The following is a 17,038-nucleotide window of genomic DNA, read 5'->3' on the forward strand; positions in this document are numbered from 1 at the left end:
CATGGCCTTCGCCGCGTTCGCCTCCGGCCCGGCGAACCCGCTCGACGCGCCCGTCCGCAGGCGCTCGACGCTCGCGCTGGTGTTGCTGCTGCCGGGCATCGCGTACATGCTGCTCTTCTTCCTGGCGCCGCTGATCTCGCTCGTGCTCACCTCGTTCCAGGCCGAGATCCCGGACGGCGACATCGGCGAGTACGCCCCCGGCTTCGCCTGGCAGAACTACCTCGTCGTGATGGCCGACTACTGGCCGCACGCCGTCCGCTCGTTCGGCTACGCCCTGATCGCCACGATCCTCGCGCTCGTGATCAGCTATCCGCTCGCCTACTTCATCGGAGTCAAGGCGCGGCCGTGGCCGCTGGTGCAGAACCTGCTCCTGACGCTGGTCATCGCGCCGTTCTTCATCAGCTTCCTGCTGCGGACCCTCGCCTGGAAGCAGATCCTCGCCGATGAGAGCCTGCTGGTGCAGGGGCTCAAGGCCGTCGCGATCCTGCCGACGGACGGGCACCTGACCGGAACGCCGATCGCCGTGATCTTCGGCATCACGTACAACTTCATCCCGTTCATGACACTGCCGCTCTACACGACGCTCGAGCGGCTCGACACCAGGTTCCTGGAGGCGGGCTCGGACCTCTACGCGCATCCGGCGTCCGTCTTCTGGAAAGTGACCGTGCCGCTGTCGATGCCCGGGATCGTGTCGGGAACGCTGCTGACCTTCATCCCCGCGGCGGGCGACTACATCAACGCCAGCCGCGACTTCCTCGGCTCCTCGCAGACCTCGATGGTCGGCAACGCGATCGAGGCCAACTTCCTGACACTCGAGAACTACCCGGCCGCTGCAGCGCTCTCGATCGTGCTGATGGCCGTGATCCTGATCATCGTGGGCTTCTACGTGAAGCGCAGTGGAACGGAGGACCTGCTGTGACCGCCACCGCCGACCGGCCCGTCGCCAGCGCGCAGGAGGCGCTCGGAGCGCCGGCACCGGCTCCCGTCCGCGGTCCGCGCCGCTTCACGGGGCTCGGGCTCGGGGTCTACACGGCCCTCGCGCTGATCTTCCTGCTCATCCCGATCGCCTACACGTTCGTCTTCTCGTTCAACGACTCGGGCAAGAGCAACATCGCGTGGCGCGGATTCACCTTCGACAAGTGGATCTCGGCATGGACGAGCGAGGAGGTCATGACCGCCTTCGGCAACAGCCTCCTCGTCGGCGCCGTCGCGACGGTGCTCGCCACCGCTCTCGGCACCATGATCGCCCTGGCCCTCGTGCGCTTCCGCTTCCGCTTCCGCTCGGCGATCAGCCTGCTGCTGTTCCTGCCCATGGCGACCCCCGAGGTCGTGCTCGGTGCCGGACTCGCCGCGCAGTTCCTGACCGTCGGAGCCGAGAAGGGGCTGGTGACGATCATTCTCGCGCACACGATGTTCTGCATCAGCTTCGTCGTGGTGACGGTCAAGGCGCGCGTGGCGAGCCTCGACCCCAAGCTCGAGGAGGCGGGACGCGACCTCTACGCGTCGCCCGGCCAGGTGTTCTGGCGCATCACCTTCCCGCTCCTGCTGCCGGGCATCCTCGCCGCGGCCCTGCTCTCGTTCGCGCTGAGCTTCGACGACTTCATCATCACGAACTTCAACTCCGGATCCGTCACCACGTTCCCGAAGTACATCTACATCGCGGCGGCCCGCGGCATCCCGGCCGAGGCGAACGTGATCGCCTCGGCGGTGTTCCTCCTGGCGATCGTGATCGTGGTCGTCACGCAGGTGTCCTCGGCCGCGAGGGCCAAGCGCATCGCGCGACTGCAGTGAGCGGGAGCGGAGATCAGACGTAGGAGGCGCGGATGGCGCCGACCGGGCGCCCACCGCCCGTGACGACCGGGTTCAGCCGCACGAGGACCTCGTTCGCCGCCGTCCGCTCCACCGCACCGGCCTCGACGAGCAGCTTGAGCGCGACGACCGTCGCCGCGCGCAGGCTCCCGTCGAGGATCTTCAGTGCGACCGTGGTGCCGTCGGGCGAGGCCATGACCAGCACGCCCTCCGCTCCGAGCTTCGCCACCAGGCCGAGCCTCTCGATGACGACCGTGTTGTCGCGACCGGGGCCGTCGAGGGCCCAGGCGTTCTCGAGGATCGCGTTCGTGAGGACGCCCGCCTGGCGGTAGAGGCCGAAGGGCGACGCCGCCGACGACGAGACGATGCGCGAGATGCCCTTCGCCAGCGCGGTCAGCGGCAGGGCGTGCACGGGAGCACCGCAGCCGTCGATCGCGGTGCCGGCGACGCGCTCGCCCGTCAGCCGCTCGATCGTGTCGACGATGTGCTGCTGCAGGGGGTGCGAACGCTCGAGGTAGTCGTCCGTGCTCCAGCCGTTCTGGACGCACGCCAGCAGCATGGCGGCGTGCTTGCCGGAGCAGTTCATGTAGAGCGGGTCCTGCGTCGCGCCGGCGCGCAGCAGCTGCGCGCGGGTCGCGGAGTCGCTCGGCCAGTCCGCCGGGCACTGCAGTGCCGTGTGGTCGAGCCCGGCACGGAAGAGCAGGTTCTGCACCAGGGCGACGTGCTGCGGGATCCCCGCGTGGCTCGCCGTCGCGATGACCGCCTCCGCGCCGCTCAACTCGACACCCGCCGTCATGACCGCGAGGGCTTGGAAGGGCTTGAGGCACGACCGGGGGAGGATCGGTGCGGACGGGTTGCCGAGCGTGCGGGAGACCCGGCCGTCCGTGTCGAGCAGCACGGCCGAGCCGGCGTGGCGGGACTCGACGAAGCCCGAGCGCTCGACGACGGCGAGCTCGACGGACTCCGCGACGGTGAAGGTTCCTGCAGACATCCCCCCATCTTGCCCGACGGCCCGGCGCCTCCTGTGCGGGGGCCCGGGCCGTCGGGTGGTGAGGAGGAGGGTCAGAGCGTGGCGAAGGCCTCCCGCAGGACGGACACGGCGTCGTCGAGCAGGTCGTCGGTGAGGGCGAGGCTCGGCAGGAAGCGCACCACGTTGCCGTAGGTGCCGGCGCTCAGGACGAGGACCCCGTGCGACGCCGCGTACTCGGTGATCGCGGTGACGGCGGCGGCGTTCGGGATCTTCGTGGTCGTCGCCGTTCCGGGCAGGACGAGCTCGATCGCCATCATGGCGCCGATGCCGCGCACATCGCCGATGATGTCGTACTGCTCCTGCAGCTCGCGCAGCGCAGCCCCGAGTCGGGCGCCGATGCGGTCGGCCTCGGCCAGCAGCCCCTCGCGCTCGATCCGCTCGAAGACGGCGACGGAGGCGGCGGCCGCGACGGGATTGCCGCCGAAGGTGCCGCCCAGCCCGCCGGCCTGTGCCGAGTCCATGATCTCGGCGCGCCCCGTGACTCCGGCGAGCGGCAGGCCGCCCGCGATGCCCTTGGCCGACAGGACGAGGTCGGGGACGAGACCGAAGTGCTCACTGGCGAACCAGGCGCCGGTGCGGGCCATGCCCGACTGGATCTCGTCGGCGACGAAGACGATGCCGTTCGCGGTGCACCACTCCTGCAGTGCGGGCAGGTACCCGTCGGCGGGCACCATGAAGCCGCCCTCGCCCTGCACGGGCTCGACGACGAGGCACGCGAGGGCGGACGCCCCGACCGTCTTCTCGAGGTACGAGATCGTGCGCTCGGCGGCCTCGGGCCCCGACAGCCCGTCGTGGTACGGGTAGGAGCTCGGTGCGCGGTGGATGTCGCTCGCGAACGGCCCGAAGCCGAGGCCGTAGGGCAGCGCCTTGAAGTTCATCGCCATCGTCAGGTTGGTGCGGCCGTGGTACGCGTGGTCGAGGACCGCGACGCCGGGCCGGCCCGTGTGCTTGCGGGCGATCTTGACCGCATTCTCGACCGCCTCGGCACCCGAGTTGACGAGGACGGTCTTCTTGGCGAAGTCGCCGGGGGTGTGCTCGCCGAGCAGCTCCGCGACGCGGATGTAGGGCTCGTAGGGCGTGACCGTGAAGAGGGTGTGGGTGAGGCGGCCGAGCTGCTCGGTCGCGGCGGCGACGACCTCGTCGTCGGTGTGGCCGATCGTGGTCACTCCGATGCCGGCGCCGAGGTCGATGAAGCGGTTGCCGTCGACGTCGACGAGGATCGCGCCGTGAGCACGGTCGATGTAGACGGGGAGCGCGGTGCCCACGCCGGTGGGCACGACGGCGAGACGTCGCTCGTGCAGGGCCTTCGAGCGGGGCCCGGGGATCTCGGTCGCGACGAGCCTCTCCTGCGGGACTGCCGACGTGGGAACCTGGGGGGCGAGCGTGTCTGTCATGGTCCTGCGATCCTACCCGCGGGTCCTCCGCGGCAAGGGGTCCAGACGGACGAGACCGGCTCGATCCAGGGAGCGGAAGAAGGAATCCGATGCAGATCGATCACCACTACGCGGTTTCCGTCGTCTGGGAGGGGAACCGCGGCACCGGCACGAGCGGGTACCGCGACTACGGCCGGCAGAACACGGTGCGCGCGGACGGCCGCGAGCCGATCCTCGGGTCGGCCGACAAGCCCTTCCGCGGGGACCCGGACCGCTGGAACCCGGAGCAGCTGCTCCTCGCCGCGCTCTCGCAGTGCCACCTGCTCTCGTACCTGCACGTCGCCGTGAAGAACGGAGTGGTCGTCACGGACTACGTCGACGACGCGATCGGCCGCATGGTGCAGGAGGGCGACGGCGGGCGCTTCGCGTCGGTGACCCTGCGCCCCCGGGTGACGGTGGCCGATCCGTCGATGATCGAGCTCGCCCGGTCGCTGCACCCTGAGGCGGCGCGGCTGTGCTTCATCGCCAACTCCGTCGCCTTCCCGGTCGACCACGAGCCCGAGACGGTGGCCGCGGACTGAACGGAGCGCCGCAGGCTGCGGCTCAGCGCCGCTCGTGCGGCAGGGCGCGGCGGATGCGCTCGGCGGTCGACGTCGGCGGCGACTCGTTGTAGACGCCCGCGGCCTCCTGCTCCGACAGCGCGTGGATGGCCGTCATCACCTCGTCGGTGGCGTGTCGGCGCGCACGGCCGGAGTCGGCCGATCCGTGGTGCGAGAGATCGAGCGGATCGCCGAAGCGCACCGTGATGCGGTGCAGGCGCGGGATCTTCGACCCCACCGGCTGGAGTTCCTGCGTGCCGATGAGGCCGACGGGGACGACCGGAGCGCCGGTCGTGAGCGCGAGCCAGGCGACTCCGGTGCGCCCGCGGTACAGCCGGCCGTCGCGCGAGCGGGTGCCCTCGGGATAGACGGCGAAGGCCTCGTCGCGCTCGAGGATCGCGCGGCCCAGATCGAGGGCCTCCTGCGCGGCCTGTCCCGCGCCGCGCTCGACCCCCACGGCGCCGACGGCGGTGAAGAAGGAGCGGGAGAGGGCCCCGCGGGCGCCGGTCCCGGTGAAGTAGTCGGCCTTCGCGAGGAACTGCACCGGCCGCGGCGCCAGGAGCGTGAGGACGGGGGAGTCGATGAACGAGAGGTGGTTGCTCGCGAGGATCACCCGACCGGTGAGGGGGACGTTGTCGCGCCCTTCGATGATCGGCCGGTAGATCATCCGTCCGATGCCGCCCATCGCGAAGCGGGCGAATCGCGCTGAGAGACCGATGCCGGGCGGGGTCGGCGCGTCGTGGTCGTCGTCGGTCCGCATTCGCACGACGTTACCGGCGGACGCATGCCCCGCCGGTCATGTCCGGGGACACGACCGGCGGGGGGAGTGGTGCTCAGCTCAGCTGGGCGAGCGCCTCCTCGATGACGGACATCGCGTCGTCGATCAGCTCCTCGCTGATGACCACGCTCGGCATGATGCGCAGGACGCTGTCCCAGCTGCCTGCGTCGAGTGGGATGACGCCGTTCGAGGTGGCGTGCTTCAGGACCGCGGCGAGCGCTTCCGGGTTCTGCTTCTTCGTGCCCGGGTGCACGAGCTCGACGCCGAACATGGCGCCCTTGCCGCGGACCTCGCCGACGACGGGGAAGCGCTCGGCCCAGTCGCCGATGCGGGCCCACAGGGCGCGCTCGACGCGCTGCGCCTCCTCGAGGAGGCCCTCGGACTCGATCGCCTCGAAGGTGGCGAGCGCCGCGGCGGTCGAGACGGGGTTGCCGCCGAAGGTGCCGCCGATGCCGCCGGGCTGCACGGCGTCCATGATCTCGGCGCGTCCGGTGACGGCGGCGAGCGGGAAGCCGCCCGCGATGCCCTTGGCGGTCGTGATGAGGTCCGGGACGACTCCGTGGTGCTCGATCGAGTACCAGGTGCCGGTGCGGGCGATGCCGGCCTGGATCTCGTCGGCGACGAAGACGATGCCGTTCTCGGTGCAGAACTCGGAGAGGCGCGTGAAGTAGCCGGGCGCCGGGATGATGATGCCGCCGTCGCCCTGGATCGGCTCGACGAAGAGGGCGGCGAGCTCCTGCGCACCGATGTGGGTGCGGATGTAGTCGATCGAGCGCTCGGCGGCCTCCTCGCCGGTCATGCCCTCGGGGTCGCGGAAGGGGTAGCTGATCGGGAGGCTGTAGATCTCGCCCGGGAACGGGCCCATGCCCGCGCGCTCCGGGTAGGGGCGGTAGGTCATCGCCATGGTGAGGTTCGTGCGGCCGTGGAACGCGTGGTCGAGCGAGGCGATGGCGCGGCGGCCCGTGTACTTGCGGGCGATCTTGACGGCGTTCTCGACCGCCTCGGCGCCGGAGTTGACGAGGATCGAGTGCTTCTCGAAGTCGCCCGGGGTGATCTCGGCGAGCTTCTCCGCGACGCGGACGTAGTTCTCGTACGGCGTCACCGTGAAGAGGGTGTGCGTCAGCTTCTCGGCCTGGGCGGCGGCCGCGGCGGCGACGGCGGGGTGCGCATGGCCGATGGTCGTCACTCCGATGCCGCAGCCCAGGTCGATGAGGCGGTTGCCGTCGACGTCGACCAGGACGGCGCCCGAGGCGTGGTCCATGTAGATGTTCGCGAGGGTGCCCGCGCCCCGCGAGACGCTCTTGACGCGGCGCTCCTGAAGGGCGATCGAGCGCGGGCCGGGGAGCTCGGTGACGAGCGCGCGGGACTGGGGGACCGAGAATTCACGCATTCCCCCATGCTAGGCGGCGCACCTGCACGAGGGGTCCGGCGCCGCGCGTCCAGGTCGCCCAGAGGCGCGTGTCGGAGCATGGAGTCGTCCCTCGAACGTCGCCCGGCTCCTCCGGGCAGGAAAGGCACCCCCGTGCGCAGAGCATTCGCGATCCTCGCCGTCGTCGGCGCGACCCTGGGCCTCACGGCCTGCACCGGCGGAGCCGAGGAGGCGGCGCCGAGCGCGACGCCCACCCCGCTCAGCTGCGTCTCGGACGGCGACGCCTCGGCGACCGTCGAGACGAGCGGCGACTTCGCGACGAAGCCGATCACCGTCTTCCCGTCCCCCCTCCAGGTCGACGAGACCGAGCGCTCGGTCGTGATCGAGGGCACGGGCGAGGAGGTCGAGGAGGGCGACACCGTCCTGGTCGACTACACCCTCTACAACGCGACCAGCGGAGCCGAGTTCTCGGCCAGCACCTACGCGTCCGGCGGCCGCGCCGCGTTCGCCGTCGACACCGAGCAGTACCTCTCCGGTCTGGTCAAGGCCGTGAACTGCGCGACCGTCGGCTCCCGCGTGGTCGCCGTCGTGCCTCCGGCCGACGCGTTCGGCGACGCGGGCAGCGCCGACTTCGGCATCGCGGCCGAGGACTCCATCGTCATGGTCATCGACGTCGAGTCGATCGTGCCGACCGCGGCCACCGGCGAGCCGCAGCCGCCCGTCGACGGGCTGCCGACGGTGGCGCTCGCCGAGGACGGTGCGCCGACCGTCACGATCCCCGAGACGGATCCGCCGGCCGAGCTGCAGCTGGGCGTGCTGAAGAAGGGCGACGGGGCCGTCGTGGCCGACGGCGACAGCCTGATCGTGCAGTACCAGGGCACCGTGTGGGGCACCGGCGAGGTCTTCGATCAGAGCTGGGGCACGGGCACTCCGGCGTCGTTCGGCACCGGTGACGTGATCGAGGGCTTCAAGGAGGCGCTGGTCGGTCAGACCGTCGGCTCGCAGGTCGTCGTCGTGATCCCGCCGGCCCAGGGCTACGGCGAGGCGGGCAACGCCAACGCCGGCATCTCGGGCACCGACACGCTCGTCTTCGTGATCGACATCCTCGCGGTGAGCTGACCCGGGAGCGGCCCTGCGCACCGTGCCAGGATGGGCGGATGCGCAGGGTCATCATCCTCGGCTCGACCGGGTCCATCGGAACGCAGGCACTCGACGTCATCGGAGCGAACCGCGACCGCTTCGAGGTCGTGGGGCTGGCCGCCGGCTCGAACCGCGAGATGGTCGCCGAGCAGGCCCGTGCCTTCGGCGTCGAGCACACCGCGTTCGGCGCGGTCGAGGCGGAGGAGCTCGTGCGCGGCGTCGACGCGGACGTCGTCCTCAACGGCATCACCGGCTCGGTCGGCCTCGGCCCGACCCTCGCGGCGCTCGAGGAGGGGCGGAGCCTCGCGCTCGCCAACAAGGAGTCGCTGATCGTCGGTGGCGAGCTGGTCACCTCGCTGGCGGCACCTGGGCAGATCGTGCCGGTCGACTCCGAGCACTCCGCGATCGCCCAGGCGCTGCTGGCGGGCGAGCACCGCGAGGTGCGCCGCCTCGTCCTGACCGCCTCCGGCGGCCCCTTCCGCGGGCGCGACCGCGACTCGCTCCGCGACGTGACTCCGGCCGAGGCGCTCGCCCACCCCACGTGGGACATGGGCCTGGTCGTCACCACGAACTCGTCGACCCTCGTCAACAAGGGCCTCGAGGTCATCGAGGCGCACCTGCTCTTCGACATCCCGTACGAGCGGATCGACGTGACCGTCCACCCGCAGTCGGTCGTGCACTCGATGGTCGAGTACGTCGACGGCTCCACGATCGCGCAGGCGTCGCCGCCGGACATGCGCCTGCCGATCTCCCTCGGCCTCGACTGGCCGCACCGCGTCGCCGGAGTCGGCGCGCCGCTGGACTGGACCCGCGCGCACTCCTGGACCTTCGAGCCCCTCGACGAGGAGGCGTTCCCCTCGGTGCGCCTGGCGAAGAAGGTGGGAGCGGCGGGAGCGTCCTACCCGGCCGTGTTCAACGCCGCGAACGAGCAGGCGGTGCAGGCGTTCCACGCCGGCCGGATCGGCTACCTCGACATCCTCGCGACGGTGGAGGCCGTCGTCGACGCCCACTCCGTCGACGGAGCACTGACGCGGGAGTCCCTCGCCGCCGCGGAGAGCTGGGCGCGCCGCACCGCCGACGAGCGGATCGCGTCGGCCTGAGCCCGTCCCGGTTCATCGGGATCCTCCAGCGGCCGCCCAGCGGGGGCGACCGGCACCGGCTTACAGTGTGTCGGTGGAATCCGTGCTGCTCTTCGTCCTCGGCGTCGTCATCATCGCCGTGGGCGTGGCCCTCTCGATCGCCCTGCACGAGGTGGGGCACCTGATTCCCGCCAAGCTCTTCGGAGTGAAGGTCACGCAGTACATGATCGGCTTCGGCAGGACGATCTACTCGCGGCGCCGGGGAGAGACCGAGTACGGGATCAAGGCGCTCCCGCTCGGCGGCTACATCGCGATGATCGGTATGTACCCGCCGAAGAACCCCGGCGACCGGGTCGCCGAGTCGAGCACCGGCTTCTTCAACGGCCTGAACGGCAACGAGTCCACGCCCGAACCGCGCCGCGGCGCGTACTCCACGATGATCGACGAGGCCCGGGCCGCCAGCGCCGAGACGATCGGCGAGGGGGAGGAGCACCGCGCCTTCTACCGGCTGCCCGTCTGGAAGCGCGTGATCGTGATGTTCGGCGGTCCGTTCATGAACCTCGTGATCGCGACCGTGCTCTTCGCCGTGCTCCTCTGCGGCATCGGAGTGGCGCAGAACACCTCCACGATCTCCTCGGTCTCGCAGTGCGTCGTGCCCGCCTCCGACACGAGCGCCGAGAGCTGCTCACCCGACGACCCGCTCGCGCCCGGCGCGGCGGCGGGGCTGCTGCCCGGCGACACCATCGTGTCGATCGACGGCACCCCGGTCTCGAGCTGGAACGACCTGACCCCGATCATCCGGGAGTCGGCCGGCGTGCCGCTCGCCGTCGAGGTCGACCGGGACGGCACGCCCCTCACCCTGACCATCACGCCCGCCGAGAACGAGGTCGCGGTCACGGACGACGCGGGGAACGCGGTCCTCGACGACTCCGGCGCCGTCCGGACCCAGACGGTCGGCTTCATCGGCATCTCGCCGTCGCAGGCGCTCATGCAGCAGCCGATCACCGCGGTGCCCGAGACCGTCTGGCAGAACGTCACGAGCGTCGCCGGCGTGATCCTCAACCTCCCGCAGCGGCTGCTCGACGTCGCGCAGGCCGCGTTCGGGCCGGAGGAGCGCGACGCGAACGGGCCGATCAGCGTCGTCGGTGTGGGCCGGATCGCGGGCGAGATCGCCGCCTCCGATCAGCTGCCCGTCGTCTCGAAGGTGCAGACCATGGTGGGCGTGCTCGCCTCGCTCAACGTCGCCCTGTTCGTCTTCAACCTCGTCCCGCTGCTCCCCATGGACGGCGGCCACATCGCCGGCGCCCTCTGGGAGGGACTGCGCCGCCGCATCGCGAAGCTCTTCGGCCGTCGCGACCCCGGACCCGTCGACATCGCCAAGCTCCTGCCGCTCACCTACGCCGTCGTGCTGCTGCTGGGCGGCATGAGCGCCCTCCTCATCTACGCCGACATCGTGAAGCCGATCCAACTGTTCTGAGGTTGTTGTGAACGCCGGTCCTTGCCCGGCGTTCCGCGGTCGGCTCTCCGGGATGGTTGCGTTCCGTAGAGCGGGGTGCGGGCGGCTAGGGCGGATCGCTGACACGCGATTCGCCCGTTCGCCTCGGGGGTGGTGCCGGTCCTTGCCCGGCGTTCCGCGGTCGGCTCTCCGGGATGGTTGCGTTCCAGAGAGCGGGGGGCGGGCGGCTAGGGCGAATCGCTGACACGCGATTCGCCCGTTCGCCTCGGGGGTGGTGCCGGTCCTTGCCCGGCGTTCCGCGGTCGGCTCTCCGGGATGGTTGCGTTCCGTAGAGCGGGGGGCGGGCGGCTAGGGCGGATCGCTGGGACGCGATTCGCCCGTTCGCCTCGGGGGTGGTGCCGGTCCTTGCCCGGCGTTCCGCGGTCGGCTCTCCGGGATGGGTTGCGTTCCGTAGAGCGGGGGGCGGGCGGCTAGGGCGAATCGCTGGGACGCGATTCGCCCGTTCGCCTCGGGGGTGGTGCCGGTCGCTGCCCGGCGTTCCGCGGTCGGCCACCGAGGACGTCCTGATCGGCCCCTCGGTGGTCGAGTAGCGCAGAGCGCGTATCGAGACCTGGGGTCCCCTGGGTGGGGGATCTCGATGCGCCGTTTGCGACGGCTGCTCGATCAGCAGGAGGGCTGCTGTCGTGTGACCGCTCGAGGTGGGTCGGGCCTGGACCGGCGGTGGGCTGACTGAGGCGCTCCTGATCGGCCTCTCGGTGGTCGAGTAGCGCGGAGCGCGGATCGGGACCTGGGGTTCCAGGGGTGGGGGATCTCGATACGCCGTCTGCGACGGCTTCTCGATCAGCAGGGTGCTGCCGCGCCTTCGTCGCGTTCTCGAGGCGGGGGAGCAGGTGGCGGCTGGGAAGACGCGGCGAGCGGACGGAGGGCCGGGCGGCGCGCGTACGATGGGCGGGTGCCAGCAGTGAATCTGGGTTTGCCCAAGGTCCCCGAGACCCTCGCCCCCCGCCGCAAGTCCCGTCAGATCAAGGTCGGGAAGGTCCTGGTCGGCGGTGACGCCCCGGTCAGCGTGCAGTCCATGTGCACCACCCCGACGACGAACATCAACGCGACGCTCCAGCAGATCGCCGAGCTCACCGCCTCCGGCTGCGACATCGTGCGCGTCGCCGTGCCGAGCCGCGACGACGCGGAGGCACTGCCGATCATCGCCAAGAAGAGCCAGATCCCGGTGATCGCCGACATCCACTTCCAGCCCAACTACGTCTACGCGGCGATCGACGCGGGCTGTGCGGCGGTCCGCGTGAACCCGGGCAACATCCGCAAGTTCGACGACCAGGTCGGCAAGATCGCCGCCGCCGCGAAGGCCGCGGGCGTCTCGATCCGCATCGGCGTCAACGCCGGCTCGCTCGAGCCGAGCCTGCTGCAGAAGTACGGCAAGCCCACCCCCGAGGCCCTCGTCGAGAGCGCCGTGTGGGAGGCCAGCCTCTTCGAGGAGCACGACTTCCACGACTTCAAGATCTCGGTCAAGCACAACGACCCGGTCGTCATGGTGAAGGCCTACCGCCAGCTCGCCGAGCGCGGCGACTGGCCGCTCCACCTCGGCGTCACCGAGGCCGGCCCCGAGTTCCAGGGCACCATCAAGTCGGCGACGGCCTTCGGGATCCTGCTCGGCGAGGGCATCGGCGACACCATCCGCGTGTCGCTCTCGGCCCCGCCCGCGCAGGAGGTCAAGGTCGGCCTGCAGATCCTGCAGTCCCTCAACCTCCGCGAGCGCAAGCTCGAGATCGTGTCGTGCCCGAGCTGCGGCCGCGCCCAGGTCGACGTCTACACGCTCGCCAACGACGTCACCGCCGGTCTCGAGGGCATGAGCGTCCCTCTGCGCGTCGCGGTCATGGGCTGCGTCGTCAACGGACCGGGCGAGGCCCGCGAGGCCGACCTCGGCGTCGCGTCCGGCAACGGCAAGGGCCAGATCTTCGTCAAGGGCGAGGTCATCAAGACCGTGCCCGAGGCGGAGATCGTCAAGACCCTCATCGAGGAGGCCAACCGCCTCGCCGCCGAGATGCCCTCGGACGACACCTCGACCGGCGCCCCGGTCGTCACCGTCGGCGCGAACTGAGCCGGAGCGGGAGCGGATCGCGATGGTCCGCCCCGCACTGCGCCTCGCCCTGATCGTCGTCGCCGCCAGCCTGGCGGCGGCCGGAGTCGCGTCGCTCCGGCCCGCCTCGGCCGCCGGGACCGACGGCTGCTCCGATCGCCCCACCTCGGCGGACCCGTTCGGCTGCGACCGCTGGGTCCTCACGGCCGCGTCGGGGGAGGGCCCGTACTCCGCCTGGGTCGAGGACGCGCGGGTGCGCCTGCGCACCGAGAGGGTCGACGGCTACGAGACGGTCGTCGTCGGCACCGAGTGCTCGAGCGTCACCGCACCGTTCACGATCGACGGCGTCCTCCTCGTCCCCGAGGAGCAGCCCGCCTGGCGGGACGAGTGCGAGGACCGTCCCGGCCCCGCCGAGATCCGGCTGCTCGCCCTGCTGTCAGCGCCCGTCGTGGTCGGCGGCACCCCCGAGGACATCGTGCTGGAGGGGACCGGCGGCAGTCTCGTCTTCTCGCGGATCCCCGGCTGACCGCGCGCACCCGCGCGCGGCCTGCGGATAGGATCGTCCCTCGTGGTTACCCGTCTCTCGCACCTGTTCGTCCGCACCCTCCGAGAGGATCCCTCGGACGCCGAGGTCGCGAGCCACCGCCTCCTCGTGCGCGCGGGCTACATCCGTCGCCAGGCCCCGGGCGTCTTCGCCTGGCTCCCGCTCGGACTGCGCGTGAAGCGCCGCATCGAGCGCATCATCCACGAGGAGATGGAGGCGGCCGGCGCCCAGGAGGTGCACTTCCCCGCGCTCCTGCCGCGCGAGCCCTACGAGGCGAGCGGACGCTGGACCGAGTACGGCGACGGCGTGTTCCGCCTGAAGGACCGCAAAGATGCGGACTACATGCTGGCCCCCACCCACGAGGAGTTCTTCACCCTCCTGGTCAAGGACCTCTACTCCTCCTACAAGGACCTGCCCCTGTCGATCTACCAGATCCAGGACAAGTACCGCGACGAGGCGCGTCCGCGTGCCGGGCTCCTGCGTGGTCGCGAGTTCACCATGAAGGACGCCTACTCGTTCGACCACACCGACGCCGGTCTCGAGGCGAGCTACCAGCTGCAGCGCGACGCGTACGAGCGGATCTTCCACCGTCTCGGGCTCGAGTACGTCATCGTGCAGGCCGACGCCGGCGCGATGGGCGGCTCGCGGAGCGAGGAGTTCCTGCACCCGACCCCGGTCGGCGAGGACACCTTCGTGCGCTCGGCCGGAGGCTACGCGGCCAACGTCGAGGCGTACCGCACCCCCGTTCCCGAGGCGCTCCCGATCGACGGGCAGCCGCAGGCGCGGGTCTTCGACTCGCCCGACACCCCCACCATCCAGACGCTGGTGGACCTCGCGAACGACCGCGAGCCCCGCGCGGACGGCCGGGCGTGGACCGCGGCCGACACCCTCAAGAACGTCGTCCTCGCACTGACCGCTCTCGACGGCTCCCGCGAGCTCGTCATCGTCGGCCTGCCCGGCGACCGCGACATCGACCTCAAGCGCGCCGAGGTCGCCTTCGCCCCCGCCGAGGTCGAGGCCGCCACCGAGGCCGACTTCGCGAAGCACCCGGGCCTGGTCAAGGGCTACATCGGTCCCTGGTCGGCCGGGGGAGCCGTGCTCGGCGAGGAGTCGGCCACCGGCGTCCGCTACCTGCTCGACCCGCGCGTGGTCGACGGCACGGCCTGGATCACCGGGGCGAACACCGCCGGGAAGCACGTCCTCGACCTGGTCGCCGGACGCGACTTCGCCGCGGACGGCGTGGTCGAGGTCGCGGACGTCCGCGCGGGCGATCCCGCCCCCGACGGCTCCGGCCCGATCGAGACCGCTCGCGGCATGGAGATCGGCCACGTCTTCCAACTCGGCCGCAAGTACGCCGAGGTCCTGGGGTTGAAGGTCCTGGACGAGAACGGCAAGCTCGTCACCGTCACCATGGGCTCGTACGGCATCGGAGTCACCCGGATCCTCGCGATCATCGCCGAGAGCAACCACGACGACCGCGGTCTGATCTGGCCCGGGAACGTCGCGCCCTTCGACGTGCACGTGATCGCCACCGGCAAGGACCCGGCGGCTCTCGCGCTCGCGGAGTCGGTCGGGGCCTCGCTCGAGAGCGCCGGACGCGACGTGCTGATCGACGACCGGCCCAAGGTCTCCCCGGGCGTCAAGTTCGGCGACGCCGAGCTCATCGGCGTGCCGGTGATCGTCATCGCCGGCCGCAGCGCCGCCGAGGGGATCGTCGAGCTGTGGGACCGCCGCTCCGGGGAGCGCGAGCAACTCCCCGTCGCCGAGGCGCTGAGCCGTCTCGGAGCCTGAGCCCGGGGCGCCGTGCGCTGCGGTCCGGTAGGATCAATGGTCCCGACGCGCGAGCCGGGCTCCTCCGGGGGCCGGTGATCGCCCGGCGTCGGGCGAGACTTCGACGTGGTCGCACTGTGCGACGCCAAGTGAATAGAGAGAAAGGCCCGCTGTGGACATCGACCTGAGCGTTCTGCGCCTCCTGGAGCGCGAGCGCGAGATCCCCTTCGAGGAACTCGTGCAGATCATCGAGCAGGCGATCCTGACCGCCTACCTCAAGCACATCGGGCAGGCGGACGACGCCGACAAGGCCACCGCCGTTGACGCCCGCGTGCACCTGGACCGCAAGACCGGCCACGTCTCGGTCTTCGTGCCCGAGGTCGACGAGGAGGGCGCGGTGATCGGCGAGTCCGAGGACTCCCCGCGCGACTTCGGCCGCATCGCCGCGTTCGCGGCCAAGCAGGTCATCAATCAGCGGCTGCGCGACATCGGCGACGAGAAGGTCCTGGGCGAGTTCAAGGGCCGCGAGGGCGACATCGTCGCCGGAGTCATCCAGCAGGGCCCGAACCCCAGGATGATCCACGTCGACCTCGGCTCGATCGAGGCGATCCTCGCTCCCGAGGAGCAGGTGCCGGGCGAGGACTACAGCCACGGCCGCCGCATCCGCGTGTACGTGACCAGCGTCAGCCGCGGGCCGAAGGGCCCCTCGGTCCAGGTCTCGCGCACCCATCCGTCGCTCGTGCGCAAGCTGTTCGCCCTCGAGGTCCCGGAGATCGCCTCCGGAGTCGTCGAGATTGTCTCGCTCGCCCGCGAGGCCGGCCACCGCACCAAGATCGCCGTCCGCGCGACGGAGCCCGGAGTGAACGCCAAGGGCGCGTGCATCGGCGAGCTCGGGCAGCGCGTGCGCGCCGTCACCGCCGAGCTCAACAACGAGAAGATCGACATCGTCGACTACTCGTCCGATCTGCCCACCTTCGTCGCCAGCGCCCTGTCGCCGGCCAAGGTGACCAGCGCGTTCGTCATCGACCAGAGCCTGAAGGCCGTCCGGGCGCTCGTCCCCGACTACCAGCTCTCGCTCGCCATCGGCAAGGAGGGCCAGAACGCCCGACTCGCCGCGAAGCTGACCGGCGCGAAGATCGACATCCAGCCCGATTCGGTGATGGACGGGGAGTGATCCCCGAGCATCGGCCGTGCGGGGAAGCGCTCCCGGGGTCGAGGGAGTAGAGTGGAACCCGTCAGAACGTGCGTCGGCTGCCGTCTGCGCGCCCCCCGGGCCTCTCTTCTGAGGCTCGTCCTCCACTCGAACTCCCTCGCGGTAGATCCGCGCGCTGTTCGTGCGGGTCGGGGAGCGTGGCTGCACGACACGTACGACTGCTATGAACGCGCGGTGAAGCGCCACGCGTTCCCCAGAGCGTTCAAGACGCGCGAGAGCGTGGATGCGAGCGAGCTGGAGCGGTACATCACCCGCGGTCCGACCGGCCCGGTTCCTCCTCACGGGGAATCGACGCAGGGCACGGTCGCATCGCAGAGAGAACAGGCAGAACGGCCCGTGAACTGATCATGAGCAACGACTGATGAGCGGCTCGAAATGAGATCCGTCCGTTTGTGATGGCCTGCCCCGTCTTGGGCGCAGGCCCAAGACAGGAGAGAAGTGGCAAAACCACGCGTACACGAGATCGCAGCCGAACTCGGCGTCGATAGCAAGGTCGCACTTGCAAAGCTGAAAGAACTGGGCGAGTTCGTCAAGGGACCGTCCTCGAGCATCGAGCCCCCCGTGGCCCGCAAGCTCCGCCAGGCACTCCAGGGGAGCGCGGGAACCGCCGCGCCGGCCCCGACCGCCACCAGCGCCCGCCCGGGCGCGCCGCGCCCCTCCGGCGCGCGTCCGTCCGCTCCGGTCCCCGGTCCGGCGAAGCCGCCCGCTCCGGCGCCGGCTCCTCCGATGTCGGTCGCCGAGCGCCAGGCACAGGCCCAGGCCGCGCAGGAGGCTGCAGCTGCAGCC

At 71.0% G+C, this 17,038-nt stretch carries 16 protein-coding genes; 12 read left to right on the forward strand and 4 right to left on the reverse strand.

All coding sequences use genetic code 11. The annotated features are described in order from the left end of the window. Position 1 precedes the first annotated feature (1 nt). Both NB037_RS01665 and NB037_RS01670 read left to right on the forward strand, forming a co-directional pair. Positions 2-919, forward strand: a complete 918-nt coding sequence (locus NB037_RS01665; protein ID WP_251943019.1) for an ABC transporter permease — start codon at positions 2-4, stop codon at positions 917-919. A gap of 122 nt (positions 920-1,041) precedes the next feature. Continuing rightward, complete coding sequence (locus NB037_RS01670; protein WP_242682855.1) at positions 1,042-1,791, forward strand: ABC transporter permease; 750 nt, start codon at positions 1,042-1,044, stop codon at positions 1,789-1,791. 13 nt (positions 1,792-1,804) lie between these two features. Here the strand turns inward: NB037_RS01670 and NB037_RS01675 are convergent, their stop codons facing one another. Further along, the gene (locus NB037_RS01675; RefSeq protein WP_251943021.1) at positions 1,805-2,800 is read right to left on the reverse strand and encodes an asparaginase; all 996 of its coding nucleotides are present in this window, start codon (positions 2,798-2,800) and stop codon (positions 1,805-1,807) included. Positions 2,801-2,871: 71 nt separating this feature from the next. Then, positions 2,872-4,233: a 4-aminobutyrate--2-oxoglutarate transaminase gene (gene gabT / locus NB037_RS01680; RefSeq protein ID WP_251943023.1), complete on the reverse strand. Its 1,362-nt coding sequence runs from the start codon at positions 4,231-4,233 to the stop codon at positions 2,872-2,874. An 89-nt stretch (positions 4,234-4,322) separates the two neighbouring features. Here gabT (NB037_RS01680) and NB037_RS01685 point away from each other — a divergent pair, with 89 nt between their 5' ends. Next, on the forward strand, positions 4,323-4,793 hold the full coding sequence (locus NB037_RS01685) for an OsmC family protein (RefSeq protein WP_251943024.1): 471 nt from the start codon (positions 4,323-4,325) through the stop codon (positions 4,791-4,793). Positions 4,794-4,815: 22 nt separating this feature from the next. Here NB037_RS01685 and NB037_RS01690 read toward each other — a convergent pair whose 3' ends face one another. Further along, the gene (locus NB037_RS01690; RefSeq protein WP_372490671.1) at positions 4,816-5,571 is read right to left on the reverse strand and encodes a lysophospholipid acyltransferase family protein; all 756 of its coding nucleotides are present in this window, start codon (positions 5,569-5,571) and stop codon (positions 4,816-4,818) included. A gap of 73 nt (positions 5,572-5,644) precedes the next feature. Beyond that, positions 5,645-6,979, reverse strand: coding sequence for a 4-aminobutyrate--2-oxoglutarate transaminase (gabT, locus tag NB037_RS01695; RefSeq protein ID WP_251943026.1), 1,335 nt, complete (start codon positions 6,977-6,979; stop codon positions 5,645-5,647). A gap of 132 nt (positions 6,980-7,111) precedes the next feature. Here gabT (NB037_RS01695) and NB037_RS01700 point away from each other — a divergent pair, with 132 nt between their 5' ends. From NB037_RS01700 to NB037_RS01740, 9 genes are all read left to right on the forward strand, one after another. Beyond that, positions 7,112-8,077: an FKBP-type peptidyl-prolyl cis-trans isomerase gene (locus NB037_RS01700; RefSeq protein ID WP_251943028.1), complete on the forward strand. Its 966-nt coding sequence runs from the start codon at positions 7,112-7,114 to the stop codon at positions 8,075-8,077. Between the two features lie 38 nt (positions 8,078-8,115). Then, positions 8,116-9,198, forward strand: a complete 1,083-nt coding sequence (locus NB037_RS01705; protein WP_251943030.1) for a 1-deoxy-D-xylulose-5-phosphate reductoisomerase — start codon at positions 8,116-8,118, stop codon at positions 9,196-9,198. A 73-nt stretch (positions 9,199-9,271) separates the two neighbouring features. After that, positions 9,272-10,654, forward strand: a complete 1,383-nt coding sequence (locus tag NB037_RS01710) for a M50 family metallopeptidase (RefSeq protein WP_251943032.1) — start codon at positions 9,272-9,274, stop codon at positions 10,652-10,654. Between the two features lie 952 nt (positions 10,655-11,606). Further along, positions 11,607-12,746, forward strand: a complete 1,140-nt coding sequence (ispG, locus tag NB037_RS01715; RefSeq protein WP_251943070.1) for a flavodoxin-dependent (E)-4-hydroxy-3-methylbut-2-enyl-diphosphate synthase — start codon at positions 11,607-11,609, stop codon at positions 12,744-12,746. Between the two features lie 22 nt (positions 12,747-12,768). Then, a complete protein-coding gene (locus tag NB037_RS01720; protein WP_251943033.1) occupies positions 12,769-13,251 on the forward strand; it encodes a hypothetical protein in 483 nt (160 codons plus the stop codon). A 42-nt stretch (positions 13,252-13,293) separates the two neighbouring features. Further along, the gene (locus NB037_RS01725) at positions 13,294-15,060 is read left to right on the forward strand and encodes a proline--tRNA ligase (RefSeq protein WP_251943035.1); all 1,767 of its coding nucleotides are present in this window, start codon (positions 13,294-13,296) and stop codon (positions 15,058-15,060) included. Between the two features lie 151 nt (positions 15,061-15,211). Further along, the gene (nusA, locus tag NB037_RS01730) at positions 15,212-16,213 is read left to right on the forward strand and encodes a transcription termination factor NusA (RefSeq protein WP_207402931.1); all 1,002 of its coding nucleotides are present in this window, start codon (positions 15,212-15,214) and stop codon (positions 16,211-16,213) included. A 51-nt stretch (positions 16,214-16,264) separates the two neighbouring features. Further along, on the forward strand, positions 16,265-16,597 hold the full coding sequence (locus NB037_RS01735; RefSeq protein WP_251943037.1) for a YlxR family protein: 333 nt from the start codon (positions 16,265-16,267) through the stop codon (positions 16,595-16,597). Positions 16,598-16,690: 93 nt separating this feature from the next. Further along, on the forward strand, positions 16,691-17,038 hold a 348-nt coding region (locus NB037_RS01740), incomplete at its 3' end, for a translation initiation factor IF-2 N-terminal domain-containing protein (RefSeq protein ID WP_251943039.1).

The sequence above is a fragment of the Rathayibacter rubneri genome (assembly GCF_023743255.1).
Classification (GTDB): Bacteria; Actinomycetota; Actinomycetes; order Actinomycetales; family Microbacteriaceae; genus Rathayibacter; species Rathayibacter rubneri.

Coding starts and splice junctions, on each gene's coding strand:
- NB037_RS01665 (WP_251943019.1), top strand. CDS start 2: ATGGCCTTCGCCGCGTTCGCCTCCGGCCCGGCGAACCCGCTCGACGCG.
- NB037_RS01705 (WP_251943030.1), top strand. CDS start 8,116: ATGCGCAGGGTCATCATCCTCGGCTCGACCGGGTCCATCGGAACGCAG.
- gabT (WP_251943026.1), bottom strand. CDS start 6,979: ATGCGTGAATTCTCGGTCCCCCAGTCCCGCGCGCTCGTCACCGAGCTC.
- NB037_RS01690 (WP_372490671.1), bottom strand. CDS start 5,571: ATGCGGACCGACGACGACCACGACGCGCCGACCCCGCCCGGCATCGGT.
- NB037_RS01685 (WP_251943024.1), top strand. CDS start 4,323: ATGCAGATCGATCACCACTACGCGGTTTCCGTCGTCTGGGAGGGGAAC.
- gabT (WP_251943023.1), bottom strand. CDS start 4,233: ATGACAGACACGCTCGCCCCCCAGGTTCCCACGTCGGCAGTCCCGCAG.
- NB037_RS01675 (WP_251943021.1), bottom strand. CDS start 2,800: ATGTCTGCAGGAACCTTCACCGTCGCGGAGTCCGTCGAGCTCGCCGTC.
- NB037_RS01720 (WP_251943033.1), top strand. CDS start 12,769: ATGGTCCGCCCCGCACTGCGCCTCGCCCTGATCGTCGTCGCCGCCAGC.